21 protein-coding genes are annotated in these 23,324 nt (G+C 63.1%); 7 read left to right on the top strand and 14 right to left on the bottom strand.

Annotated features, from left to right (window positions below; all coding sequences use genetic code 11):
- Positions 1–9: 9 nt before the first annotated feature.
- From AC1D17_RS00205 to AC1D17_RS00175, 7 genes are all read left to right on the top strand, one after another.
- A complete protein-coding gene (locus tag AC1D17_RS00205; RefSeq protein WP_477563425.1) occupies positions 10–1,188 on the top strand; it encodes an ABC transporter substrate-binding protein in 1,179 nt (392 codons plus the stop codon).
- Positions 1,189–1,284: 96 nt separating this feature from the next.
- Complete coding sequence (locus AC1D17_RS00200) at positions 1,285–2,154, top strand: branched-chain amino acid ABC transporter permease (protein ID WP_477563424.1); 870 nt, start codon at positions 1,285–1,287, stop codon at positions 2,152–2,154.
- Positions 2,141–3,856, top strand: coding sequence for a branched-chain amino acid ABC transporter ATP-binding protein/permease (locus AC1D17_RS00195; protein WP_477563423.1), 1,716 nt, complete (start codon positions 2,141–2,143; stop codon positions 3,854–3,856). The genes AC1D17_RS00200 and AC1D17_RS00195 overlap by 14 nt, the downstream gene beginning before the upstream one ends.
- Entirely contained in the window at positions 3,853–4,563 is a 711-nt protein-coding gene (locus AC1D17_RS00190; protein WP_477563422.1) for an ABC transporter ATP-binding protein, read from the top strand. The genes AC1D17_RS00195 and AC1D17_RS00190 overlap by 4 nt, the downstream gene beginning before the upstream one ends.
- A gap of 123 nt (positions 4,564–4,686) precedes the next feature.
- On the top strand, positions 4,687–5,475 hold the full coding sequence (locus tag AC1D17_RS00185) for an SDR family NAD(P)-dependent oxidoreductase (protein ID WP_477563421.1): 789 nt from the start codon (positions 4,687–4,689) through the stop codon (positions 5,473–5,475).
- A 16-nt stretch (positions 5,476–5,491) separates the two neighbouring features.
- Positions 5,492–6,268, top strand: a complete 777-nt coding sequence (locus AC1D17_RS00180; RefSeq protein ID WP_477563420.1) for a MoaF C-terminal domain-containing protein — start codon at positions 5,492–5,494, stop codon at positions 6,266–6,268.
- The gene (locus AC1D17_RS00175; protein ID WP_477563419.1) at positions 6,268–6,657 is read left to right on the top strand and encodes a nuclear transport factor 2 family protein; all 390 of its coding nucleotides are present in this window, start codon (positions 6,268–6,270) and stop codon (positions 6,655–6,657) included. Before AC1D17_RS00180 ends, AC1D17_RS00175 begins: the two co-directional genes overlap by 1 nt.
- Here the strand turns inward: AC1D17_RS00175 and AC1D17_RS00170 are convergent.
- The 14 genes from AC1D17_RS00170 to AC1D17_RS00105 all read right to left on the bottom strand — a co-directional run bounded on the left by AC1D17_RS00170 (position 6,647) and on the right by AC1D17_RS00105 (position 23,306).
- The gene (locus AC1D17_RS00170) at positions 6,647–7,594 is read right to left on the bottom strand and encodes a helix-turn-helix domain-containing protein (RefSeq protein WP_477563418.1); all 948 of its coding nucleotides are present in this window, start codon (positions 7,592–7,594) and stop codon (positions 6,647–6,649) included. The two genes, AC1D17_RS00175 and AC1D17_RS00170, sit on opposite strands and share 11 nt — an antisense overlap.
- Before the next feature lie 9 nt (positions 7,595–7,603).
- Positions 7,604–8,314, bottom strand: coding sequence for an ABC transporter ATP-binding protein (locus AC1D17_RS00165; protein WP_477563417.1), 711 nt, complete (start codon positions 8,312–8,314; stop codon positions 7,604–7,606).
- Positions 8,311–9,027: an ABC transporter ATP-binding protein gene (locus AC1D17_RS00160; RefSeq protein WP_477563416.1), complete on the bottom strand. Its 717-nt coding sequence runs from the start codon at positions 9,025–9,027 to the stop codon at positions 8,311–8,313. Before AC1D17_RS00160 ends, AC1D17_RS00165 begins: the two co-directional genes overlap by 4 nt.
- Positions 9,024–10,043, bottom strand: coding sequence for a branched-chain amino acid ABC transporter permease (locus AC1D17_RS00155; RefSeq protein ID WP_477563415.1), 1,020 nt, complete (start codon positions 10,041–10,043; stop codon positions 9,024–9,026). Before AC1D17_RS00155 ends, AC1D17_RS00160 begins: the two co-directional genes overlap by 4 nt.
- The gene (locus AC1D17_RS00150) at positions 10,043–10,915 is read right to left on the bottom strand and encodes a branched-chain amino acid ABC transporter permease (RefSeq protein WP_477563414.1); all 873 of its coding nucleotides are present in this window, start codon (positions 10,913–10,915) and stop codon (positions 10,043–10,045) included. The genes AC1D17_RS00155 and AC1D17_RS00150 overlap by 1 nt, the downstream gene beginning before the upstream one ends.
- 11 nt (positions 10,916–10,926) lie before the next feature.
- Positions 10,927–12,183 (bottom strand): ABC transporter substrate-binding protein, encoded by a 1,257-nt coding sequence (locus AC1D17_RS00145; RefSeq protein WP_477563413.1) that lies wholly within the window; start codon positions 12,181–12,183, stop codon positions 10,927–10,929.
- Between the two features lie 91 nt (positions 12,184–12,274).
- Positions 12,275–13,870, bottom strand: coding sequence for a GMC family oxidoreductase (locus tag AC1D17_RS00140; protein ID WP_477563412.1), 1,596 nt, complete (start codon positions 13,868–13,870; stop codon positions 12,275–12,277).
- A 2-nt stretch (positions 13,871–13,872) separates the two neighbouring features.
- A complete protein-coding gene (locus AC1D17_RS00135; protein WP_477563411.1) occupies positions 13,873–15,276 on the bottom strand; it encodes an aldehyde dehydrogenase family protein in 1,404 nt (467 codons plus the stop codon).
- Between the two features lie 158 nt (positions 15,277–15,434).
- Positions 15,435–16,442, bottom strand: a complete 1,008-nt coding sequence (locus tag AC1D17_RS00130; RefSeq protein ID WP_477563410.1) for a helix-turn-helix domain-containing protein — start codon at positions 16,440–16,442, stop codon at positions 15,435–15,437.
- A gap of 350 nt (positions 16,443–16,792) precedes the next feature.
- Complete coding sequence (locus AC1D17_RS00125; protein WP_477563409.1) at positions 16,793–17,815, bottom strand: putative 2-aminoethylphosphonate ABC transporter substrate-binding protein; 1,023 nt, start codon at positions 17,813–17,815, stop codon at positions 16,793–16,795.
- A gap of 197 nt (positions 17,816–18,012) precedes the next feature.
- Positions 18,013–18,852 carry an EamA family transporter gene (locus AC1D17_RS00120; protein ID WP_477563408.1) on the bottom strand — a complete coding sequence of 280 codons (840 nt, stop codon included), beginning with the start codon at positions 18,850–18,852 and terminating at the stop codon, positions 18,013–18,015.
- Between the two features lie 126 nt (positions 18,853–18,978).
- The gene (locus AC1D17_RS00115) at positions 18,979–19,761 is read right to left on the bottom strand and encodes a DeoR/GlpR family DNA-binding transcription regulator (protein WP_477563407.1); all 783 of its coding nucleotides are present in this window, start codon (positions 19,759–19,761) and stop codon (positions 18,979–18,981) included.
- Between the two features lie 78 nt (positions 19,762–19,839).
- A complete protein-coding gene (locus AC1D17_RS00110; RefSeq protein ID WP_477563406.1) occupies positions 19,840–22,263 on the bottom strand; it encodes a GcvT family protein in 2,424 nt (807 codons plus the stop codon).
- 86 nt (positions 22,264–22,349) lie between these two features.
- Positions 22,350–23,306 carry a PDR/VanB family oxidoreductase gene (locus AC1D17_RS00105; RefSeq protein ID WP_477563405.1) on the bottom strand — a complete coding sequence of 319 codons (957 nt, stop codon included), beginning with the start codon at positions 23,304–23,306 and terminating at the stop codon, positions 22,350–22,352.
- Between the last annotated feature and the right edge of the window lie 18 nt (positions 23,307–23,324).

The raw sequence follows: 23,324 nt of genomic DNA, 5'->3' as shown, positions 1-23,324 counted from the left end.
GGGAACGACATGACAATCAGAACCATCATCCCGGTGCTCAGTGCGGCCATACTCGGCCTCGTTCTGTCGGGCACTGCGGCACTTGCCGCACCGGCCTGCGAGAACGGGCCGATCCAAATTGGTAGCGTCTCGACGATCACCGGCATTGTGGATTTTTCCGACGCCCCAAAGGCAGCAGCAGCCGTCTTCGAACAGCTCAATGCGGCCGGCGGCATCAATGGTTGCAAGATCGAATACACGATGGCCGACGACAAGGCCGACCCGCAGGTCGCAGCCCAGTCCGCGCGTGACCTGATCGACAATAAGGAGGTCGTGGTTCTCGGCGGTGGCGCCAGCCTGCTCGATTGCGCTGTCAACGCCGGCACCTACAAGAAGAACGATCTTCTTTCGGTCCAGGGCGTTGGCGTCGATCCGCTTTGCTTCAATGCGCCGAGCGTCTCCCCGGTCAATGTCGGACCGTATACGCTGACCACCGTCATGCTGGACTATGCGTCGAAGACCTTGAATTCCCAGAAAGCCTGCGCCTTCTTCGCCATTATCGGCGGCACGCAGGAAGCCTATGCCGGTGCTGTCGCCCGCTGGGAAAAGATGAGCGGCAAGACGATCGCCCTCGTCGACATGACGCTTCCCTTGCAAGGCGACCTGACGCCTTATGTGATCAAGGCGCGCGACGCAGGCTGTGATGCGGTGCTGACAAACCAGGTCGAACCCGGTGTGGTGCAGTGGGTCAAGACTGCGGAAGCGCAGAAGATCTCCGGCATCAACTGGATATTCCTTGCTCCCGGCTATACCGAAGGCGTTGCCAAGGCGCTCGCCGGCAGCCGGCAGCCGATCTATGTCGGCACCGAGTGGGAGCCTTACACGGAAGCCAGCGAGGCCAATACGGACTGGACCAAGTCGATGGAAACGGCGGGCCTTCCGAAAACGGCATTTTCCCAGGGCGGTTACATGGCCGCCAAGGTGCTGATCGACACCATCTCGGGGATCGACGGCGAAGTCACCCGCGAATCCGTGACTGCCGCCCTCAAGCAAGGCAAGGAACTGAAATACCCGATCGCCGGAAGCCCGTATGTCTTCGGCGATGCCGGCAGCCACTCGCCCATGCAGGCCTCCAAGATCATGCAGCTCGTGGACGGCAAGTGGACGGTGAAGTCGCCAGAATGGTTTACCCTGCCCAAGACTGAGTGAGGCGGCATCGAAAGATGTTTCCCGACACTGCGCAAGGTCCCCTTTTTTGAAGGGGACCGGCTGCGCCGCCAATGACGCCATAACCGGAGCTCCGGAATGAACTCTCTCTTCACATCCGCAGTCGCCGGATTATCCGCCGGAGGCGCCTATGCCATCCTCGGGGTCTGCGCGATCTTCACCTACCGGCTCGTGGCGGTGGTCAATTTTACCGGCGCCGCGATCGGTGCCTCAGGCACCTTCGCAATGGTCGCGCTCTACGAGCTGGGCATGCCGCTCATGCCCGCAGCCCTGCTCGGCATTGCCGCGGGCGCGTTTGCGGCAGTGCTTGTAGGCCTCGTCATGACCACGTGGTTTGCCAATTCCAATGCTTCGACAAAGGCAGCCGTCACCGCCGCCCTGCTTGTCGGCATCATCGCAGTCGGCCTTCGGCTGACGGGCGGTCAGCATCCCCATTTCTTTCCGGAGCTGATACCGGGTTCAGCCTTTCGCCTTGCCGGCGTCGAGGTCACCTGGGCGGCGGTCGTCACGCTGTTGATCTCCGTCGTCTTCACGGTTGCCACCGAGCAGTTCCTCGCCCGCACCCGCACCGGCCTTGAGCTTCGCGCGCTATCGCAACGCCCGATGGCCGCCGAACTGATCGGCATTCGCGTGCGGCTACTTGCACTCGGCGTCTGGGCGCTGATGGGCGCGGTTACATCCTTCGCGCTGATGATCATCGCCCCGCTGCGCTCGCCGGATTTCATGTCGCTCAGCCTGCTGGTGGTTCCGGCCCTGGCGGCAGCGCTGATCGGCGCCTTCGTCAGCTTCCGTGCAGCCCTTCTCGGCGGCGTCATGATCGGTGTCATCGAGGGCCTCGCAAGCGGCCTCGATGCGTTCAGCCAGTATCGCTCGACCGTTCCCTTCCTTGTCATTCTTGCCGTCCTTCTCTGGTCGCAAAGAGGAGCCCGCTGGGATGAAGCACGCTAGCATTCGCGCCGCCGCGACAACCGCGCTGTCTCTCGCCGTCCTCGGCGCCCTCGTCCTGATCCTGCTGCCCAAATACTGGGTGTTCCTGATCACCGCCGTCTTCATCGTCGGGATCGCGTTGCAGAGTCTCGGGCTGGTGACCGGCCGCACCGGCATGATCTCGCTGTGCCAGATGTCCTTTGCCGGCGTCGGGGCCTGGGTCACAGGCTATCTCAACCTCATCCAAGCACCCGGCGGACTGACCGTCTGGGTCCTGATCGGCGGGCTTGCCGCCGTACCGGTCGGCGTGGCGATCGGCCTTCCCGCGCTGCGCCTGCGCGGCATCAACCTCGCCATCGTCACCCTCGGCTTTGCCGCAGCCTTCGACACCGTGCTGGCAACGATCACATTTCCCGGCCAGACCACCTTCACCCAGGTCGTTCGCCCCGAATTCTTCGACAGCGACCGTGGCTACTTCGTCTTCATCCTCGGGTTTTACGGCGTCATCGCCGTGGTGCTGGAGTTCGTCAGCCGCTCGAGACTTGGCGCATCCTGGCTCGCCGTGCGGCATTCCGAGCGGGCCGCGGCGGCCCATGGCGTCAGCATTCCAAGCGCAAAGCTCAGCGCCTTTGCAATCAGCGCCTTCATCTCAGGCATTTCGGGAGGCTTGCTTGCCGGCTATCTCGGTACGCTGGTGGCCGAGAATTTCAACATGATGCAGTCGCTGGCGCTGTTTGCGGTATCGACCATGGTCGGCGCGCATTTCACGCTCGGCGCGATCATCGGCGGCATCCTGATCACGCTGTTTCCGGAACTCCTCAGGCGGTTGAACCTGCCGCAGGATGTCGGCAATGTCTTCTTCGCGCTGGGTGCTGTGCAGGCACTCTCGACCGGGGAGACGATCAGCGAGACCTGGGCGCGGCTCGGGCGCAAGTGGCTTCCAGGACGCGTAGCGGCCGCAACCGCGGATCTGTCCGGCCAACTGCCGGCAGCGGTCGCACATGAAGACGGATTGGCGCTCGAGGTTACGGACCTGACCGTCCGCTATGGCGCGGTCGTGGCGCTCGACAAGGTCAATCTCAAGGTTCCCGCCAAGACCGTCGTCGGCCTTGTCGGACCGAACGGTGCCGGAAAATCGACCATGGTCGATGCCATCGCCGGCTTCCTCGCCCATTACGAAGGCTCGGTGAAGCTCGACGGAAAACCGCTCGAAGGCGCCTCGGCGGCGATGCGCGCACGCGCCGGGATCCGCCGCACCTGGCAGACGACCCGCATCGCGCCCGAACTCCGCGTCGGCGAATATGTCCGCCTGGCCGCCGGGCCGATCGGCGATGCGGAACTCGCCGCAATCCTGCAATGGTTCGATTGCCCGCCGGCGAAAACCCCGATCGCATCGGTCGATGCCGGCACACGGCGCCTGCTCGACGTCGCGGGCGTCGTTGCCGCCCGCCCGCCTGTCATCCTGCTCGACGAGCCCGCGGCCGGCCAGTCCTATGACGAGGCGCTCAAGCTTGGCGAGCGGATCGCCGCCATCCCGGAGAAATTCGGCTCGGCGGTGCTGTTGATCGAACACGACATGGACCTGGTACGGCGGGCCTGCACCGAGATCACCGTGTTCGATTTCGGGCGCGTCATCGCCAGCGGCGCGCCTAAGGCCGTGCTCGCCATGCCGATCGTGCAGAAAGCCTATATGGGCATCGAACTGGAGGAGGCTGCAGAATGACCGCGCTCTTAGTCAACGGCCTCGTCGTCAACCGCGCCGGGATCTCCGTCGTGCGCGGGGTCGATCTCGAAGTCAAAAGCGGCGAGGTCAGCGTGCTGCTCGGCTCGAACGGCGCTGGCAAGACCACCCTGCTCGAAAGCCTTTCCGGCATCATTCCTGTCGCGGCTGGTTCGGTCGATCTCGATGGCATCGCTCTTGCAAGGCTCCGGCCCGGCATCCGGGCACGCGCCGGGCTCAGCCATGTCGAACAGGGGCGCACGGTCTTTTCGCAGATGACGACCGAGGAGAATCTCAAGGTCGCGCTTCATCCCGCTGCCGGCCTGCAGGAGGCCTACGATCTCTTCCCGGAATTGCTGCAGCGCCGCGATATCAGGGCCGGCATGCTGTCGGGCGGCGAGCAGCAGATGCTGGTGATCGCCCGATCGATCGTCAACCGGCCGAAGGTGATCATGATCGACGAAATGTCGTCGGGTTTGGCGCCGGTCGTGGTCGGCCGCCTGATGACGGCAGTCCGAAGGCTCGCCGACAAGGGTATGGCCGTCCTTTTGGTCGAGCAGTTTGCGTCGCTCGCGCTCGCCATCGGTAACCGTGCCTATGTGCTGCGGCGTGGACAGATGGTCTATGATGGCGGATGCGAGGCCCTCGCCCGTGATCCGGCCCATCTGCATCGCCTCTATCTCGGCGACGCCGGTCAGACGGCGGCTTGAGCCGGGCCGGCGCCGCATTCCCGTTGCGCGGATTTTTCACTCCCGGACAAATTCAGGTTCGTGCCGGGGAAAGCCGGTGCGCGGGTACTTCGCTAGATTGCATATCACGCAAGGAGGAGTTCCATGAAATTTCACGGCAAGACCGCGGTGATTACCGGCGGCGGTACGGGCATCGGCGCCGCGGTGGCGCGCAGGATCGCCAGCGAGGGCGGCAAGGTGGCGCTGATCGGCCGGCGCCGGGAACCGCTGCAGGCGATCGCCGGCGAGATCGGCGCCCTCGTCGTCCAGGCCGACGCGGCCGACACCCCGTCGATGAAAGAGGCCGTCTCCACGATCACCGGGAAATTCGGCGGCATCGATATCCTGATCGCCAATGCGGGTGGCCATGGCATGGGGCCGACAACCGAAATGTCGGACGAGACCTGGGCGCTTGCCACACGGCTCAATCTCAACACTGCCTTCGTCAGCGCGCGCGAGTGCCTGCCGCAGCTGATTGCACGCAGGGGAAACATCGTCGTGCTCGCCTCGATCGCCGGGCTGTTTGCCGGGCCCGATGCGGCTGGCTACGTCACCATGAAACACGCCTGCATCGGGTTCGCAAAATCGCTTGCCCGCGACTACGGCCGCAAGGGGGTCCGGACCAACACCGTTTGCCCCGGCTGGGTGACGACACCGATGGCCGACGAAGAAATGCAGTTCGTGATGGAAAAGCACAGCCTGGGCTCGATCGAGGAGGCCTATCGGCTGGTGACGAAGGACGTGCCGCTCGGCATGCCCGCCACCCCTCAAGACGTCGCCAATGCCGTCTGTTTTCTCGCCTCGTCCGAGGCACGGATGATCAACGGCGCGATCCTGACCGTCGATGGCGGCGCGAGCACCGTCGACCTGCCCACACTTGCCATGGTCGATTAGGAACGAGGAGGAACACATGAACCAGCAGACCCCCAAGGACTGGAAGACCTATGATCAGTTCGCCTACGGGATCGACACAAACCGGCTGCCGCCGACGGCCGCGCTCGACGGCACGTCGCACCGCGTGACCTTCGAGGATGGCCGCAAACTCGATCTCGCCTTCTCATCCGGTAAGGTCGAATGGTCGGACGGTGCAGGCAGCGGCATCGACAAATCCGAAGTGATCGAAGTCGCGCCCTCGACATATTTCGTCGAGATCGTCTTTGCCTCGCGCCCGAAGGAATCCGAGACACTCATCCTCAATATCGGCACCGGCCGCGCGCTCTCGATCTACTCGATCGTCCGGGAAAAGGAGCAGGCGATCGGCGAGCCGCAGGTGACCCAGATCTTCCGCCCCGGCACGTCAGGCGACGCGACAGGCTTCAAGCCGGAGAAGACCCGCGACCTGATCGGGCTGAGGGCACACTTCACCTACAGCCCCAACCATACCTACGAGCACACCTATCTCTCCTCCGAACGCTATGCATGGCAGTGCCTGGTGGGTGTGCAGCGCGGCCACGGCGACGTCGATCTCGCCACGACATACAAATTCGACGAGGAGCAGTACGTCTTCACGTTCCGCGAGTTCAAGATCCCGGTGGCTTCCACCTTCTTCTACAATCTCAATGATATGCGCTCGACCGGCAAGTTCCTCGGGATTGCCGGCAACGGTTCGATCCAGAACAATCCGGCCGGCGCCTTCATCCGCAAGGTGTCGATGACCTACTACCTGCCCGGCCAGGAGCCAGTCTGATGCGCAGCACATACGAACTCGTTCGCGACCACTATGCTGCCAATGACCGCAAGGACCTTATCGGCATGCTGGCCGATATCGCACCGGACTGCCGGTGGACGGAGATGGACGGCTTTCCCTGCGCAGGCACCTATGTCGGCCCGGATGCCATCGTCGAAGGCGTCTTCAAACCTCTTGGCAGTCAGTTCGACGATTACGCTTTCACGCTCGAGCGCCTGCTTGACGCTGGCGATGAAGCAGTCGCGATCGGCAACTACACGGCGACCCACAAGGCCACGGGCAAGGCAATGAACGTCCGTGTCGTGCATGTCTGGGGCGCATCCGGGGGCAAGATCCGGCGTTTCGAGCAGTTTACCGACACATTGCGGGTTGCAGAGGCTATGGCCTGAGGGACGGAATTTTCGCGCGGCGGAAGTCGCGCGGCGATAGGCCGAAACGCTCGCGGAACAGACGCGAGAAATGCGCGCTCGAGGAAAAGCCGAGCGAGAAGGCGATGTCGCTGATCGTCCGGCCGGCGCAGGCCGTCGACCCAAGGTCCGCCTGCGCCCGCGCCAACCGTGCATTCCAGATGAACTGCGAGGGTGTCGTCCCCTCGGCCTCGAAAGCGCGAAAGACGTAGCGCGGCGAACAGCCCATCCGCACGGCAATGCGCTCCACCGGCAGATCCGGGTCCTCCAGATGCGCCTCGATGAACGCCTTGGCTCTTGCCAGCAATATTTCCAGCGAGTTCGGTTTCGAGAAGCTGTCAGCGATGATATCCGGCTCGATGAGCGGACGCACCATGTCCACCAGCGTCCGGCCAAGCCGTACCCGGCTCGTCTCATCCAGGCTGCCAGCCTCGCGTAGCGTCGTTTCCGTCGTCGAAAGCAGCACATGGCAAAGCCCGGCAAGCGCCCTTTGTGGCAGGAACGGCGATACAAGCGCGTCCCGCACGGCACCGGAAAACATATTGCGCGGCACCTGCAGCATCACCAGCCGCACCCGCGTTCGGTTGACCAGAACATAGGGCTTCGTCGGATCATAGACGACGGGCATGCCGCCGCCGAAATCGACGGTGCGCCCGCCTTGCGAAATTTGAGAGCGTCCTTCCGTCTGGATCAACAGCTTCAGCGCATCGGGATCGTGACTGGCCCGCGCCACCCGCTCGCCGTGCACGGTATGGGCGCCGGCCTCCAGCTCCGAAATCCGGCAATCACCGAGCATGACCGACGCCAGATGCCTGTTTTCACCCGGCTGAGCGGAAAAATCGAGCCGCACGGCGCCGAAGAGCTGCCGGGCCAAACCGGGGAAATCCGCGCCATCGGCGATCGCAATTGCGTTTCCCATCTTGGCCCCCTATTGCGCAAGATAGGCGCGATGAAGAATATCCGGCTCGTCGATCAGCCGGCCCGGAGCGCCGGAGAATGTCAGCCTGCCGCGCGACATGACATTGGCCGCCCCGGCCAGCTTCAGCGCAATATGCGTGAACTGCTCGATCAGAAGAATACCCGTGCCCTGCTCTGCCAGCTTCACCACCACACCCATCAGGCGCTTGACGATGAGAGGCGACAGCCCGAGCGACATTTCGTCGGCAAGGATGAACTTCGGCCGCGCCACCAGGGCTTGCCCGAGCGCCAGCATCTGCTGCTGGCCGCCGGACATCGAGCCGGCTTTCTGGCCCTTACGCTCGGCCAGTTCGGGAAAAATGCCGTAAACCTCCGTCACCGCCTCCCTGGCGGCCGCGGCGCTGTGACCGAACCCCGCGGCCAGCAGGTTGTCGTGCACGCTCAACCCGCAGAGCACGCGGTGGCCTTCCGGGACAGCGGCAAGACCGGCCGCGCGGATCGCCTCGGGTGCCTTGGCGCTCAACAGCTTGCCGTCGATTGTGACCGTGCCGCTTTCGATCGGCAGCGCGCCTGCAAGCGCCAGAACGAGCGTGCTCTTGCCTGCGCCGTTCGGCCCCAGGAGCGCGGTGATCCGGCCCGCCTCCAGGGTCAGCGACAGATCGTCGACGGCAAGCTTGTTGCCGCGGCGGACGGAAAGATTGCTGATGACGACCCGGCTCATGCCACTTCCTCCACGCCGAGATAGACGGCCCGCACACGCGGATCGCTCAGCACATCGCCGGTCGGGCCTGATGTGACGAGCGAGCCGAAATCGAGCACCATCGTCGATGAACACACCGCCTGGATGAGATCGACATCGTGATCGATGAGCAGCGTCATCGCACCGTTGAACCCGTGGATATCGGAGATCGTCCGTCGCAGGATTTCCACTTCATTCTGGGACAGTCCCGCCCCCGGTTCATCAAGCAGCAGCAGTTTCGGCTGGCCGGCGACGCAACGGGCTATCTCCGTCATTCGCCGGTGAAACGCATTCAGCCCGGCCGCCGGCATCTTTCTCAGGGGCGCGAGGCCCGCGAATTCCAATGCGGCAGACAGCTGCCGTTCGCGCTCGGTGGCCCCAAGCGACAGGCTGTCCAGCACGACGCCGACATTGTCCTCGACTGTCAGCTCGTCCACCACCTGCTCCTTCTGGAACGAGCGGCGCAGGCCCCAGCGGCTGCGCTGGTGCTGCCGGAGCGCCAGGATTTCGGTGCCGAAAGCGTTGATCGCGCCCGCCTTCGGCACCGCGAAGCCGGACATCACATTCAGGAACGTGGTCTTGCCCGCGCCATTGGGGCCGATGATGCCAACCACCGGGTCGGCAAGATCGACGGTGAGGCGGTTGAGCGCCAAGACGCCGCCGAAGGCGACGGTGATATCGTGGATCGCAATCATCGGCCGTCCTCCTTGCGGGTGAGCCTGCCTGCAAGATCGGCCAACTGTCCGGCGATGCCGCGCGGCGCCGTCATCAATGCGTGGATCAGCGCCGCACCGAAGATGATGAAGGCCGCATCGCCGCTGACGCCGAGATCGTTGAGAAGCGCCGGCACGAAACGATAGAGCAGCGCTGCGATGACCGCGCCATACCAATGCCATGCGCCGCCGACGATGGTGAGCGCGAAGATCATCACCGATTCCGCCGGCGGAAACGAGCGCGCGTCGAGGAGTTGCAGGTTGCCGGCGAGCAGCCCGCCGGCGACGCCGGCCAGGAAGCCGGAAAGCGCAAAGCCCCACACCTTGTACGCCGTCACATTGATGCCGACCGCCATGGCCGCGGCCTCGCTCTTGCGGATGAGCGACCAGGCGCGGCCGGGCTTGCCCCGCTCATGCAGGTAGATCACCATGAAGCCGAGAAAGGCCACGCCGATGCAATAGCGGAAATAGGCTTCGTCGGTTTGCGCGATCCAGGGTCGCGGCATGTACGAGACTGACTTGACGGCAAAGCCAAGCACGCCCTCACCGCCGTTCGGAAACTGGATGACATTGATGAGAATGCCGAAGCCTCCGGCGGCCATCAGGGTCACCAGCGCGAGATAAAGCCCTCGCATGCGCAAGGCCGGATAGGCAAAGAGCATTCCGACCACGGCGGCAAAAACGCCTCCGGCAAGAATGTTGATTTCGAACGGAAGGCCGGTGCCATGGGCGAGGCGAAGGGCAATCCAGCCGCCGCATCCCATGAAGGCCACCTGGGCAAGCGAAACCTGTCCGAGCTTTCGATAGAGCAAGGCGATGCTGGCGGCCGTCAGCGCATAGATCGCCACCGACGTCATGACTTTCAGCCAGAGCGCCGCGGCCACCATCGGCAGCACGATGGCGGCAACCAGCAGCACGAGCGGCGGGCCGGCCATCATCAGGCTCGGTTTGCGGGCCGGAGCGTCCGGTATAGCGGACAAGTGCGATGCGAGCGCCATCAATCCGCTCCCGAAAATGTGAGTTTGCGCCCGCGCTGCAGCCACATCAGTGCGAGAATCGCAACAATGAACGGCGATGCGACGCGAAAGGCTGCCAGCGGCTTATAGAGCGTGATGAAGCTTTCGATGATGCCGATCGCAAGACCGGCGAAGAACGTGACCTTGATCGAGGTCAGCCGGCCGACCACCGTCGTGGCGATGATCGGAATGACGATGAAGGTCAGCACGACGGGATCGAGCCGCACGAGATCGCCGAACAGCATGCCGTTAATGCCCGCAAGCAGGCCCGAAAATCCCCAGGCGATGGTCTCGACCTTGCGGATCGGCGCGCCGAGCACCGCTGCCAGCTGGCGATCGTCGGCAAGCGTGCGCATCATCAGGCCCAGCCGCGTTCGAACGAGAAAGATACCCGTACCGGCCGTGATCGCCACGCCGGCGACGAGGGCAAGCAGACGCGTCGCGGTCATTCTCAGACCCAGTATGTTAAGCGATACTCCATCCATTGCCAGCGTCAGCTTGCGTGGATTGACCACCCACAGCAAATTCATGGCGCCCAGAATGGCGATGCCGAAGCCAAGCGTCGCGACAGCCTTGACCACGGGCTCGCGATGGCTGAGGCCGGGCGCGACAAGCGCGCCATAACCGGTCGAGAGCAGGAACCCGATGGCAAGGCATGCAAGCCACGCCATCGGTTCGGGATATCCCCATTGAAGGACCTGCCAGGCGCACATGGCCCCGAGCGCGCCGATCGCGCCATAGGCGAAATTCAGCACGCCGGTCGCGCGGTTCAGAAGCACAAGCCCGACCCCGCCGAGGGCGTAAAGCGCGCCCACGGCAAGGCCGGATACCAGGAAGAGACCATAAGCACCCATCGGTTTCTCACTCAATTCTGGACGACGCCGAGCTCTTTTTCCTGGGCCCGGATCGGGTCGAGATAGGCACTGTCGACGTCGGCGCAATCGCCGACCTGCTTGAAGCCGCCATCGACCATCTGCATCATGATATTGGCGTGGTTGGGCATATGGCGATCGCCGTCGCCGACATAATAGGGACCGCAGAGCAGGTCCGATTTCTCATTCTTGATGTTGCGGATCGCCTCCGTGACTGTGGCGCGATCGATCTTGGCCGGATCGAGCTTCAGCATCGCATCCACGAAGAAGCGGGCCGAGAGATAGCCTGACTGGCTGAACGTGTCGCGCGGATCGCTTTCGGATGCGTATTTGTCCATCACCTCACGCCAGTTGGTGGCATCGGGTCCGGTGCCGTCGATCGGCATGAGTTCCGCGTTGACATGCATGACGCCCGACCAGGCGTCGCCGAGAAGTCCCGGCACGTCCTTGTCATAGAGCGGCGTCGAGGAGATCCATTTGTAATCGTCCCTTGCGCCCGATTCGATCACCACCTGCAGGAAGGCGGCGGCCATGCCGGCCGGCAGGTTGACGAGAATGGTATCGGCGCCCGATGCCACCGCTTCCAGATAGGCGGAATTCATGTCGGCCGCGCCGGGATCGAGCAGCACGCTCGAACCCTTCAAGCTCTTGGACGCCATGTATTTCTCCATCCAGCCGCAGGAATACTGGCCGACGGAGGGAATGGTAAGACCGATGCAGACGACGTTCTTCGATCCGAGATTGCCGGCCGCCCATTGCGCGGCACCCACCGTCGAAGGCAATGGCCCCTCATTGGTCGAGACGATATTCCGGGACTCGAAGCACTCGGAGACTGCACAGGCCGCCGCCATCGACATCACGCCCTCGTCCTCGTAGAGCTTGGCATTGACGCCCATCTCGACGAAGGAGCCGCTGGAGACCAGCGCCACGACTTGTCTGTCCTTGACGAGCTTGGTTGCGACCTGGCCCGCGACTTCGGGATTCCACTGGTCGTCCTCGACCAGATATTCGATCGGCCGGCCGTTGATGCCACCGTTTTCGTTGACGCATTTGAAATAGGCGGCGGCCGCATCGGCAGACGACGAGAAGTCGTCCGGGCCGGTCCGGCCGACGACGGCGCCAACCAGGATCGGGTCACCCTCGGCCTTGTTGCCATTGCTGAGGCCGCATTTGGGCGCGGCCCATGCACCCGCGCTCGAGGCGATGATGAAGCCTGCCGTGGCAGCAAGCAGATAAGCTGATCTTTTCATGAATTTCTCCTCCGTTGTTTTTCGCTATCCACGACCGGCGAACTCCCATGCGCCGGTCCTTCTCGCCCGATCGGCCTCGTCGCCTAATCGGTCAGGTCGGGATCGCCTTGCCGGTGATGAACGCAGCCGCCCGCGCGGCGATCATCATCACCGGTGCATTGGTGTTGCCGGAGACGAGCGTCGGCATGACCGAGGCATCGCTGACCCTGAGACCCTGCACGCCATGCACCTTGAGACTGGAATCGACGACCGCCATGCGATCGTCCGTCCTGCCCATCCGGGCGGTGCCGGACGGGTGAAACACGGTCTTGGCGGTCTGGCGGATGTAGTCGCGCAGCGCGTCGGGGTCCTTCTCGACCCCTGGCCTTGGCAGGACGCGGCGCTTGATGAGCCTTGCAAGCGATGGGGCCTCCAGAATGCGGATCGCGGTGGTAACGCCACGCATCAGCGTCTCGACATCGGCCGGGTCGGACAGCGCATTGGCATTGAACAGCGCGCCCTCGTGGGGGTCGGCGGATTTCAGGCGAACCGTGCCGCGCGAACGCGGCCTGAGAAAACAGGGCCCGATGCTGAGGCCGTGCCCCGGCTCTGGCGTGCGGTCGGCAAAGCCCACCAACGCCGGCAGCACGTGGAACTGGATATCCGGCTGGCCCGTACCGGCGGTATCGATAAAGCCGCCGCTTTCAACGACATTGGAACTGAGAAGCCCGCGATGCGTCAGCAGGTAGCGCGCCATGTGCATGATGGCCTTGAGACCGGCGTCATGACCGAGGATCGAGATCGGATCCCGGGTCTCGCCCTGAACCGGAACTTCGAGATGGTCCTGGAAATTCGCGCCGACGCCCGGCAGGTCCGCCACGACCGGGATGCCCAGAGCACCCAGCGCGCCGGCTTCACCGATACCGGAAAGCTGCAGGATCTTCGGCGTCGCGATCGCGCCTGATGTCAGCACGATTTCCCTCGTCGCCCTCAGTCTTGTACCGTCAAGAAGCTCGACGCCGGACGCCCGCTTGCCTTCAAAGAGAACACGCGCAACCTTTGTTTCCGTCATGATCCGCACGTTTCGCCGTTTCTCGGCCTCACGCAGGAAAGCCTGGGCGGAACTCCAGCGGCGGCCGTTGCGCGTCGTGCTCTGGTAGAAACCGGCGCCCTCCTGGCTCTCGCCGTTGAAATCCGCATTGAGCGGCAAGCCGGCCTCGACGGCGGCCTTGACGAAGGCTTCGCTGAGGGGGTGGCGGTGGCGGGGATCGGAGACCGAAAGCGTACCCGCCGTGCCGTGATAATGCCCGTTGAGCCGCTCATTATTTTCAAGCGAGCGGAACGCGGGAAGCACGTCCTCGTAGCTCCAGCCCTGGCAACCCATCTGCGACCAGGTGTCGTAGTCATTGCGATGGCCGCGGATATAGATCATCGCGTTGATCGAACTGCCGCCACCCAGCACATTGCCCTGCGGCACCATCGCCGGCCGGCCGTTGAGGCCCTTCTCGGGTTCGGAGGCGTAGGGATGAACATCGATCCCTTTGCCCAGCACCTTGAAGAACGTGGCCGGGATATGGATGAACGGATCCTTGTCGGCGCGGCCGGATTCGATCAGCAGCACCATGTTGGCCGGATTTTCCGAAAGCCGGTTGGCGAGCACGCAACCCGATGATCCGCCGCCGACGACGATATAGTCATAGCTTTCCATGGTCAGCTCAACACGGTCTGGATGGTGGTGAACTCCTTGAGCCCCTCGGCGCCGAATTCGACCCCGATGCCGGAACTCTTGACGCCCCCGAAGGGCGCGTTCGGCTGGATTGCACCATGCTTGTTGATCCAGACCGATCCGCATTCGAGCTTGAGCGCATAGTGCCTGGCCTTTTCGGGGTCCGACGACCAAACCGAGCCGCCAAGCCCTGCCGGGTTGCGGTTGGCGCGTTCGATCACCTCGTCGATTTCGCTGTAGCGGATGATCGGCAAAGCAGGACCGAACTGCTCCTCATCGACGATCCGCATGCCATCGGCGGCATCGGCCACCAGTGTGACCGGATAGAAATAGCCGGGCCGTTCCATCGGCGCGCCACCCGTCAGGATCCGGCCGCCATTGACACGGGCGTCCTCGACGAGGTCGCGTACCTTGTTGAACTGGATTTCGTTCTGGACCGGACCGAGCACGCTCTTCTCGTCCATGCCGTCACCGACGGTGATCCGCCCGGCATAGTCGGCAAGCGCCTCGCAGACGGCGTCATAGATGCTGTCATGCACATAGAGGCGCTTCAGAGCCGCGCAGGTCTGGCCGTTATTGATGAACGCGCCCCAGAAAAGTCCCTCGGCTATGCCCTTGGGATCGGCGTCGGGCAGCACGATACCGGCATCGTTGCCGCCAAGTTCCAATGTCAGGCGCTTGAGGGTCTCGACCGCCGAGGCCATGATCTTCTTGCCGGTCGCTGTCGAGCCGGTGAAGGTCATCTTGGCGATGCCGGGATGGGCAGAAAGCATGGCGCCGATCGCGTTTTCGCCGGTAATGACGTTGACGACGCCGGGCGGCAGGACCTCGCTGACGATCTCGATGAGGCGGATGGTCGAAAGCGGCGTCATCGGCGACGGCTTGATCACGACGGTGTTGCCGGCGCGGATCGCCGGAATGATATGCCAGCAAGCAATCATCACCGGCCAGTTCCAGGGCGTGATCGAACCCACGACGCCGATCGGCTTGCGATGCAGCTCGACGCGACCCTCATTGTCGTCCTGGAGCACCTCGACCGGAAGCGCGAGCTCGGCTGTGTGGCGCGTCCAGGCCATGGCGCCGCCGATTTCGAAACGCGAGCCGAGACCGTTCATCGGCTTGCCCTGCTCCAGCGTCAGCAGCGTTGCCAGCTCCTCCGCATGCTTGGATATGGCTTCGGCGATCAGGCGGCAGGCCTCGATACGGCTGTGGTCGGACGTCTGGCTCCAGGTCTTGAAGGCTTGGCCCGCGGCGGCCACGGCCTGGTCGAGCTGCCCGGGCGTTGCCAGTGGCATCAGGCCGACAAGCGCGCCCGTGGACGGATTTCTCACCTCGGCATGGTTTGCGGCAGCAACGCGCTGCCCGCCGATGAGCAGGGTGTATTCCATGTAATGCTACTCCTCCCGCACGCGCAGTGGAAACCGCGCTTTTGCATGGAGGCATCATGGGCCGAGTGGATTTTCCTGTCTTGGAGGATTGCGCAGCTCGATTTGGAGAAAAGCGCAGGTGCAGTGCCGCAGAAAAGCACGCCAGCGCCGCGCGTCATTCAAGGGGCGCTAAAGTCGTTGTGGCACCTTAAGTCTGCCGCCTTGCCGCTCCCCTGCTTCAGACAATCGGTAGGGGCACAATCGAACAGGTCCTTGAAGCTGCGATTGAAGTAGGAAATATCGTTGAAACCCGCGGAGTAAGCGACTTCCGCGATCGTCTTGGCACCTTTGACATCCCTGATCTGCTCGATCTGTTCCTTGGCGAGACGCAACCGCCTGTCGCGGATGATGGTCGTGCAGGTGACACCGACGCCGTGGAAATCCTGCTGCAGCGTCCGGATCGAAATGCCGATACGGGTCGCCAGCCACTTGGCCGACAGGTTGGTGTCGGTCAGGTGCTGGTCGATCAGCATGTCCACCATCTGCATGCGCCGCGTTGCGCTCTCGTAGGTTGGATGCAGCAACAGGTCCGTATCCGACACGAATGCCTGGCGGGTGGCGTTGAACATCAATTCCTTGAGGCTCGCGGAATTCCCGTCGGTGTCGGGCGTCGACATGATCTTGGCAATCAGCGCGCGCAGCATGATCGCCATCGGATCAAAACCTTCAAGCTTGCGGGCGATATCGAACGTGTCCCGCTTTCCCGAATACATGGTCTGGCGTGGCAGGTGCATGGAGAGGTGGTTGGAAAAATTGCCGCCGAAATGAAAGGTCGTGGGCTTGGTGGAATCGACTAGGATGCAATCGCCGACATCCAGCGTGGCCCGCTGGCCGACATGGTCGACGCCGCAGGATCCCTCGAGCTGGACGATCAGAAACAGGTGCTCGGCCGTGTCGCGTCTGATGTCATCCCAATTTCGATGCACGCAATCGAGGTCATTCGAAACATGCGCGAACTGCATGCCGCAAACGTCGATGCCGCGCGCGGCCCCCCGGACATCGCGCCCGCGCTCGGTGAGCCGTGGATTGAAACTGCCGCATATGGAATGAAGATCGTCGGCCCACTGATCATAGGGCACAGCCGTCCAACTGGACGGCACGAGACTGCGCGTGTGCAAAAGTTCCAATTCCGCCTCCCAACAGAACAGTCCAACTGCGGCTCATCACTTAACACGTGCACTATCGTGAAACTGCGAACCGTGGTCAAGCCTGCCGCCCGGCCAAATGCATGTGCGCCACACCTGGACGTATCTGACCGGAGCATACTGTCATGCACCACGTCACGCCCGTGTTCCTTCAGATTGTTGTTCTGAGGTAGGTGCGCTCGGCCCTGGTCCTGGCGGCGCTCATCCTGCGTGTCTCTGTCGCGGTTGCTGGCTGCGCAGCCAGGGTTCACATCAATTCCGGCTTCTGCGGCGATCTGATGCGTTGCGGCGGGGCGCGCCGTCAGGGGCCGCCCCGCCTCCGGTCGACTGTGTCAGCCCTTCGGCTCGGACTTGCCGTCGTAGCGCTTCTCCCACTTCTCCAGGATCACCTTGCGATTGTTGGCAGCCCAATCGAAGTCGTTGTCGATCATCCTGTTTTCGATGTCGGCGGGCAGGTACGGAACTGGCTTGGCCACGCCCGGCATCGCCACAACGGCGTAGCCGACATTGTACATCTCATTGGCTTTCTTGCTGACAGACCAGTCGAGGAGCGTCTTGGCCGCCTCTTCGTTGGCAGTGCCGGCGATGACCGCGGACGCTTCCATGTCCCAGCCGATGCCTTCTTTCGGAATGATGATGTCGAGAGGCGCTCCTTCCGCCTTCGACTTGGCGGCCCGGAACTCGAAGGAAATGCCGATCGGAATCTCGCCGGCCGCCGCCATCTTGCACGGCTTGGAGCCGGAATGCGTATAGGTGGCGATGTTTCGGTGGAGTTCATCCATGTAGGCCCAGCCGCCCGGCTCGCCGAAGAGTTGAAGCCAGCTCGACACGTCGAGATAACCGGTGCCGGACGAGGCTGGATTGGGCATTACGACATAGCCCTTGTATTCCGGCTTCGTGAGGTCCTTCCAGCTCGTCGGTTCGGCCAGGCCAAGTTTGGCGCCTTCTACCGTGTTGAAACAGATGGAGGCCGACCAGGCATCCATGCCGACCCAGCTCGGCGGCGTATCCTTGTCGAGGAACTTCGGCTTGAGAAGCTCGGCGCCCTTCGGCGCGTAAGGCTGAAGCATGCCTTCGGCCTTCAGGACAAGCAGCGAGGTGGCGGCGAGCCCCCAGATAACATCGGCCTGCGGGTTGTCTTTTTCGGCGAGAAGCTTGGCAGTGATGACGCCGGTCGAATCCCTGACGAAGTTGAGCTTGATGTCGGGGTGATCCTGATTGAACGTTTCCGCGTAGCGTTTGAGGTCCTCGGCCTCGATAGCGGTGTAGACCGTTAGCTGAGTTTCGGCCAATGCAGCCGTCGACATGAGCGTTGCGGTAAAAGCGGCAAGTATGAGAGATTTCTGCTGATGCATTCGTATCTGCTCCCCTTTTTTTGGCTTAAGCGCCATGTATTTTGGAAAGGCGACAACTGCCATTTTGAAGATGACAGATGCCTGGAATTACGCCTCTTCCAACCCGATACTGGAAACCGGCAGTCAATAAGTAAAATCTATTATTCTTATAATATGGAAGGTGTGACTTATACTTTTCGAGCGCGCCCAGATGCTCCTCAGGCGGAGAACGCAAGGGTGACGACACCGCCGGCGACGATCGCGGCACAGACGATCCGCCCGAGCAATGGTCTCTCGCCGAAGATGAAAAGCCCGATCAGTGCCGCAATGATCACGCTCGATTCTCGTACCGCCGATACCGCCCCGAGCGGAGCGATCGTCTTGGCATAGATGACGAGCCCATAGGCGGTGACGGCCCCGACGCCGCCTAGGAGGCCGAGCGCAACAGTGCGGCTCTCTATGGCGGCGGAGCCGCGCCATTTGTGGGCGAATACGCACAGTGACACCGGCAGCTCCAGCAGGAAGAGCCAGCCCATATAGCCGAAGGGATTGCCGCTCAGCCTCACGCCGATGCCGTCGGTCACCGAATAGGCGGCGATCAGCAGGCCGTTGATTGCCGCCACGCCGACCGCCCGCGGATCGGCCTTTGCTGCTCCCCTCTGGATCGCGAGATATCCGATGCCGGCCGAAATCGCCGCCAGGCCGGTCCAGCCCGCGGGCGAAAGGTTCTCGCCGATCAGCAGAAATGAGCTGGCGGCTACCAGCACCGGTGCGAGCCCGCGCGAGATCGGATAGACCTGCGACAGGTCACCGAGCCGGTAGGATTGGAAGAGGAAGACGTAGTAGCCGTAGTGGATGACCGTCGATAGGAAGATGCAGATCCAACTGGCCGGCGCCGGCGGCTCGGCAAGCAGGACGAGCGCCGCGCCGATCACAGTGTGCATGGCGGAAACCGCCGCAAGTACGACGGCACGGTCTTTCGCCGCCTTGACCAGCGCATTCCAGCTCGCATGCAGGAAAGCCGCGACAAAAACAATGGTAAGCGCAAAGGCTGACATGGGCAAACCCGGGGCGGGAGGGGCCGAGCGGATGAAAGATCAGCCGCCAGTTCGACCTTAGCGGGATCGCGGCAAAAGACAACACAAAATGAAACAAATTACCACAAAACTAAACTTCTGTGCGCATCACGATCCCAGGATCAGCTTCGGGCCCTTGCGCTCGAGCGCCTCGACTATCAGGGCCGGCGGGGACTGATCGACGATGACGCCGACCGCGCGCTCGAAGCCGGGGATGCGCAGGGGCGTGAGACGCCCGAACTTGGCGCTATCAAGCACGAAGTAGGCTCTCCCGGCGGTCGCGACCAGGCGCGAGCGCTGCTCGGCGCCATTGCGGGTGAAGTCTGTGACCTCGCCGTCGGGCGACAGGCCGCCTCCGCCCAGAAAGGCCAGATCAACACGGAAGCGGCCGATCGCCTCAATCGCATCGATCCCGGTGGCCGCTTCCTCGGCAGGGTCGATCTCGCCGCCAAGCATGTGCACGCGCAGATTGGGCTGCCGGCAAAGATACAGCGCAATCGTCAGGCTGGTGGTGCAGATTGTCAGGCTTTTCCGGCCGGTGAGCGCGTGGGCGACCGCAAGCGTCGTCGTGCCGGAGTCGAGGAACACCACCATGCCGTCTTCGATGAGCGCCGCCGCCGCCCGGCCAATCGCCTCCTTCCCGGCGGCATTCTCCTGGCTGCGCAACGAAAGTGCGGGTTCCGTCGCCTCAAACAGCGCGGCGCCACCATGGACGAGGTCAAGCTGGCCGCGCTCGGCCAGCTGTTTCATGTCGCGGCGGATCGTCTCACGCGACACGTCGAAGAAAGCCGCCAGCTCCGTGATGCTCACCGAGCCGTCGGTGGCGAGGCGCCTTAATATTTCGTCGTGGCGGCGCGGCGCAAGCGCCCGATGGTTCTGCGAGTCGGACATGCGCCAACTGTGGCAACATCGCTCGCTCAGGGCAAGGTGATGTTGCAATTTGTGGCAACAGGTCCCTTTGCATCGACGTTAGATGCGGATGCGCTCGCCGGAAGGATCGTAAGCGCAGCCCTCTACGACCCTTGCCCTGCTACGGCGGCCGAAGGCCTCGACCTCGATTTCGCGAAGCCCGATGTCCTCGCCCTTGAGATAACCGAATACGAGCGAAGCGCCGACGCTGTGACCGAAATCGCCGCTGGTGGTCATGCCAACGACGCGGCCGTTCGCCACCATCGCTTCACCGCCATAGACCGGAAGGGGTTCATCGAGCCGGAAACAGGCGAGTTTGCGGGCGATGCCGCGCTCCTTCTGGGCGACGAGCGCATCGCGGCCCTGGAAATCGCCCTTCTTCATCGACACAGCAAAGCCGAGGCCGGCCTCCAGCGGCGTATCGTCGGGGGTGATGTCGGCGCCCCAATAGAGGTAGCGTTTTTCCATGCGCAGACTGGAGATTGCCTTGTAGCCGACGTCGGCGATGTTGAACGCGGCGCCTGCCTCTTTCAACAGCTCGTAGACGTAGGCCATGTATTCGACCGGCACATGCAGTTCCCAGCCGAGCTCGCCGACATAGGTAACGCGCGCAGCCATGACCGGTGCCCAGCCGATGCGAATGTTGCGACAGGTCATATAGGGGAAGGCGTTGTTGCCGACATCGTCCTCGCTCACCTTGGCAAGGACGTCGCGCGAAAGCGGGCCGCAAAGGTTGATGACCCCGTAGGCACCGGTCACCTCCTGCACCTGAACCGAACCGTCGCGCGGCATGTGGCGGCGGATCCAGCCGCCGTCGCGTGTGCCGAAGGCCGAGCCGGTCACGACATGGAATTGATCCTCGCGCCGCCGCATGATGGTAAGGTCGGCCTCGATGCCGCCACGCTTGTTGAGGAGTTGCGTATAGATCACGGCAGTTTCGCTGCGATCGACATTGGCGGCCGCCAGCCATTGCAGGTAGCGAAGAGCGCCTCGGCCTGTCACCTCGAACTTGGAGAAGGACGACTGGTCGACCAGCGCCACACCCTCGCGCACTGTCCTGTGCTCGCGGCCGATGACCTCGGCATAGGGTGCGCGCTCGAAGGTTTCGAGCGGCGGTTTTGCTTCGCCGGTTTTCAGGAAATAGTTGGGTCGTTCCCATCCGAACTTCACGCCGTTGATGGCGCCCCTGCCCGTCAGGGTCTCGTAGAGTGGCGAGCGGCGCAGCGGCCGGCAGGCCGAGCGTTCCTCTTCAGGCCAGGCGACGGCGTAATATTTCGAATAGGCCTCGATGGCGCTGTCGCGCAGATAGGCAAGCCCGCCGTGCGGCTGGCCGAAGCGGCGCAGGTCGAAAGCCCAGAGATCCATGCCCGGGTCGCCCTCGATGATCCAGTTCGCCATGGCGCGCCCGGCACCGCCTGAGGCTGCGATTCCGGACGTGAAACCGCAGGCAACGAAGAAGTTCTCGAAATCGCCGGCAAGACCCATCACCGGCTCGCCATCGGCGGAGATTGGGATCGGGCCGTTGACCACGGCACGCACGCCGAGTTCGCTTAAGATCGGAATGCGGTTCGACGCACCTTCGATCACCTCGGCGATGCGCTCGAGGTCATCGGTGAACAGTTCCTGGCCGAAGCTCATCGGTAATTTGCCGAGGCCGTAGGCGGCGCGCGTCTCCTTCTCCCAGCCACCGATCACCATCGCGCCCGGCTCCGGCTTGACGTAAAAATTGGCGTCGGGGTCGCGCAGCGTCGGTAGATCGTCCGGTACCAGGGGTGACTTCTCGGTAACGAAGTATTCGTGCTCAACCACCGTGATCGGCAGGTCGATGCCCGCGAGCTCGCCGAGCTGACGTGCCCAGAGGCCCGCGGCATTGACGACGATCTCGCAACCGATCTCGCCTTCGCTCGTCTTTACGGCGGTGATGCGGCGGTCCTTGATGGCGAAGCCGGTGACGGTGACGCCCTCGACGATGCGCACGCCGCCGGCGCGTGCACCCTTGGCATAGGCATGGGTGAGCGAATACGGATCGACATGGCCGTCCGAGGCTATCCAGGTCGCACCGCGCAGCCCCTTGGTATCGACGAGCGGAAACAGCCGCCTGATCTCGTCGGGGCCGATCAGTTCCATGTCGAAGCCGTAACTTTTGGCGGCGGTGTGGGCGCGTTTCAATTCCTCCCAGCGGGCATCGGATGCGGCAAGCCTGAGGCTGCCAACGTTCTTCCAGCCGACGTCTTGGCCGGTCTCGGCGCCGATCCGGGCGCAGAGGTCGGCGCTGTACTGCATCAGACGGGTGAGGTTCACCTTGCTGCGCAGCTGCCCCATCAGTCCGGCGGCATGCCAGGTGGACCCTGCGGTCAGCGCGGTTTTTTCGAGGAGAAGCACATCCTTCTCTCCGGCCTTGGCGAGATGATAGGCAATGCTGGTGCCGATGGCGCCGCCGCCGACGATGACGATACGGGCGTGCGAGGGAACTTTGCTGGACATTTTCGGCCTTTCCGGTTGGGGCTTTCGAAAGCGAGATTGTTTGCTTGCCCGTTGAAGCGGCCTCTTGCCGGCGCAACGCGATCTTCTTAGAGGTCGAGGACGAGTCTTGACGAGCGCGCCCGGGAGCAGCAGACCGTGAGATAATCCTGCCGCTCGACATCGGAGAGCGCTTCGTCCCGATGGTCAGGAATGCCGTCGATGTAGCGGACCATGCAGGAGCCGCAGATTCCCTGCCGGCAGCTCGTCGCAATCCCATGCCCACGCTCCGCCAGTGCGGCGAGCAACGTCTTGTCGGCCGGTACTATGATGACCTCCCTGCTCGAGGCGATCTCGACTTCGAATGCCTGGTCACTGTCGGCCAAGCGCTCGTTCGGCCCGAAGGACTCGACATGAATCTGATGAGGCGGCCAGCTTTCGGTCGCCTTGCCAAAGGCCTTGAGGAACCCTGGCGGGCCGCAGGCATAGACATGCGTTCCGGCGGCAGCCTTGCCGACCATTGCGGTCATGTCCGGGCGACGGGCGGGATCGTTGCCGTCGTGATGGAGCGCTGCGTGGCCAGCGGCGATTTCGTCGAGAATGAATGTGCAGAACGCTGTTTCTTCGAGAGAGCGTGCACAGACATGGGCGAAGTAGTCTGTCCCGGCCTGCCGCAAATGATGGATCATAGCGATGATTGGGGTGACACCGATTCCGGCGGCGATCAGGAGATGACGTTGGGCATCTTCGGCCAGCGCAAAACCGTTGCGCGGGCGGTCGGCGCGCACCAGGGCCCCGTGCGTGAATGTTCTGGCCACCTCCAGTGACCCGCCCTGGCCCTGCTCTTCGCGCTGGACGGCGACCCAATATTCGGACGTCCGGGCGGGGTCGCCACACAGCGAGTAACAACGCAAGTGTCCGCTTGGGAGGTGGAAGTTGAGATGAGCGCCCGCGTCCCAGGCCGGAAGGCGCTCACCAGAGGGCGAGACTAACCTGTAGGCCGAAGCTCGGGCGGTCAGCCCCTTGATATCGGTGACTTGAAGCAGGATTTCCGGCTCGGAGGGCATGGCTGGCACCAATTTGAC

Source organism: Pararhizobium sp. P1_E7 (assembly GCF_056405855.1).
The sequence above is the reverse complement of the archived record's forward strand: the minus strand, read 5'-3'. Positions and strand labels throughout refer to the sequence as shown.

Bases quoted from the DNA above. Each gene is read 5' to 3' on its own strand.
- AC1D17_RS00110 (WP_477563406.1), bottom strand. From the start codon at position 22,263: ATGTCCAGCAAAGTTCCCTCGCACGCCCGTATCGTCATCGTCGGCGGC.
- AC1D17_RS00195 (WP_477563423.1), top strand. From the start codon at position 2,141: ATGAAGCACGCTAGCATTCGCGCCGCCGCGACAACCGCGCTGTCTCTC.
- AC1D17_RS00160 (WP_477563416.1), bottom strand. From the start codon at position 9,027: ATGATTGCGATCCACGATATCACCGTCGCCTTCGGCGGCGTCTTGGCG.
- AC1D17_RS00200 (WP_477563424.1), top strand. From the start codon at position 1,285: ATGAACTCTCTCTTCACATCCGCAGTCGCCGGATTATCCGCCGGAGGC.
- AC1D17_RS00115 (WP_477563407.1), bottom strand. From the start codon at position 19,761: ATGTCCGACTCGCAGAACCATCGGGCGCTTGCGCCGCGCCGCCACGAC.
- AC1D17_RS00180 (WP_477563420.1), top strand. From the start codon at position 5,492: ATGAACCAGCAGACCCCCAAGGACTGGAAGACCTATGATCAGTTCGCC.
- AC1D17_RS00145 (WP_477563413.1), bottom strand. From the start codon at position 12,183: ATGAAAAGATCAGCTTATCTGCTTGCTGCCACGGCAGGCTTCATCATC.
- AC1D17_RS00165 (WP_477563417.1), bottom strand. From the start codon at position 8,314: ATGAGCCGGGTCGTCATCAGCAATCTTTCCGTCCGCCGCGGCAACAAG.
- AC1D17_RS00120 (WP_477563408.1), bottom strand. From the start codon at position 18,852: ATGTCAGCCTTTGCGCTTACCATTGTTTTTGTCGCGGCTTTCCTGCAT.
- AC1D17_RS00175 (WP_477563419.1), top strand. From the start codon at position 6,268: ATGCGCAGCACATACGAACTCGTTCGCGACCACTATGCTGCCAATGAC.
- AC1D17_RS00190 (WP_477563422.1), top strand. From the start codon at position 3,853: ATGACCGCGCTCTTAGTCAACGGCCTCGTCGTCAACCGCGCCGGGATC.
- AC1D17_RS00155 (WP_477563415.1), bottom strand. From the start codon at position 10,043: ATGGCGCTCGCATCGCACTTGTCCGCTATACCGGACGCTCCGGCCCGC.
- AC1D17_RS00125 (WP_477563409.1), bottom strand. From the start codon at position 17,815: ATGCATCAGCAGAAATCTCTCATACTTGCCGCTTTTACCGCAACGCTC.
- AC1D17_RS00205 (WP_477563425.1), top strand. From the start codon at position 10: ATGACAATCAGAACCATCATCCCGGTGCTCAGTGCGGCCATACTCGGC.
- AC1D17_RS00170 (WP_477563418.1), bottom strand. From the start codon at position 7,594: ATGGGAAACGCAATTGCGATCGCCGATGGCGCGGATTTCCCCGGTTTG.
- AC1D17_RS00150 (WP_477563414.1), bottom strand. From the start codon at position 10,915: ATGGGTGCTTATGGTCTCTTCCTGGTATCCGGCCTTGCCGTGGGCGCG.
- AC1D17_RS00140 (WP_477563412.1), bottom strand. From the start codon at position 13,870: ATGGAAAGCTATGACTATATCGTCGTCGGCGGCGGATCATCGGGTTGC.
- AC1D17_RS00135 (WP_477563411.1), bottom strand. From the start codon at position 15,276: ATGGAATACACCCTGCTCATCGGCGGGCAGCGCGTTGCTGCCGCAAAC.
- AC1D17_RS00185 (WP_477563421.1), top strand. From the start codon at position 4,687: ATGAAATTTCACGGCAAGACCGCGGTGATTACCGGCGGCGGTACGGGC.
- AC1D17_RS00105 (WP_477563405.1), bottom strand. From the start codon at position 23,306: ATGCCCTCCGAGCCGGAAATCCTGCTTCAAGTCACCGATATCAAGGGG.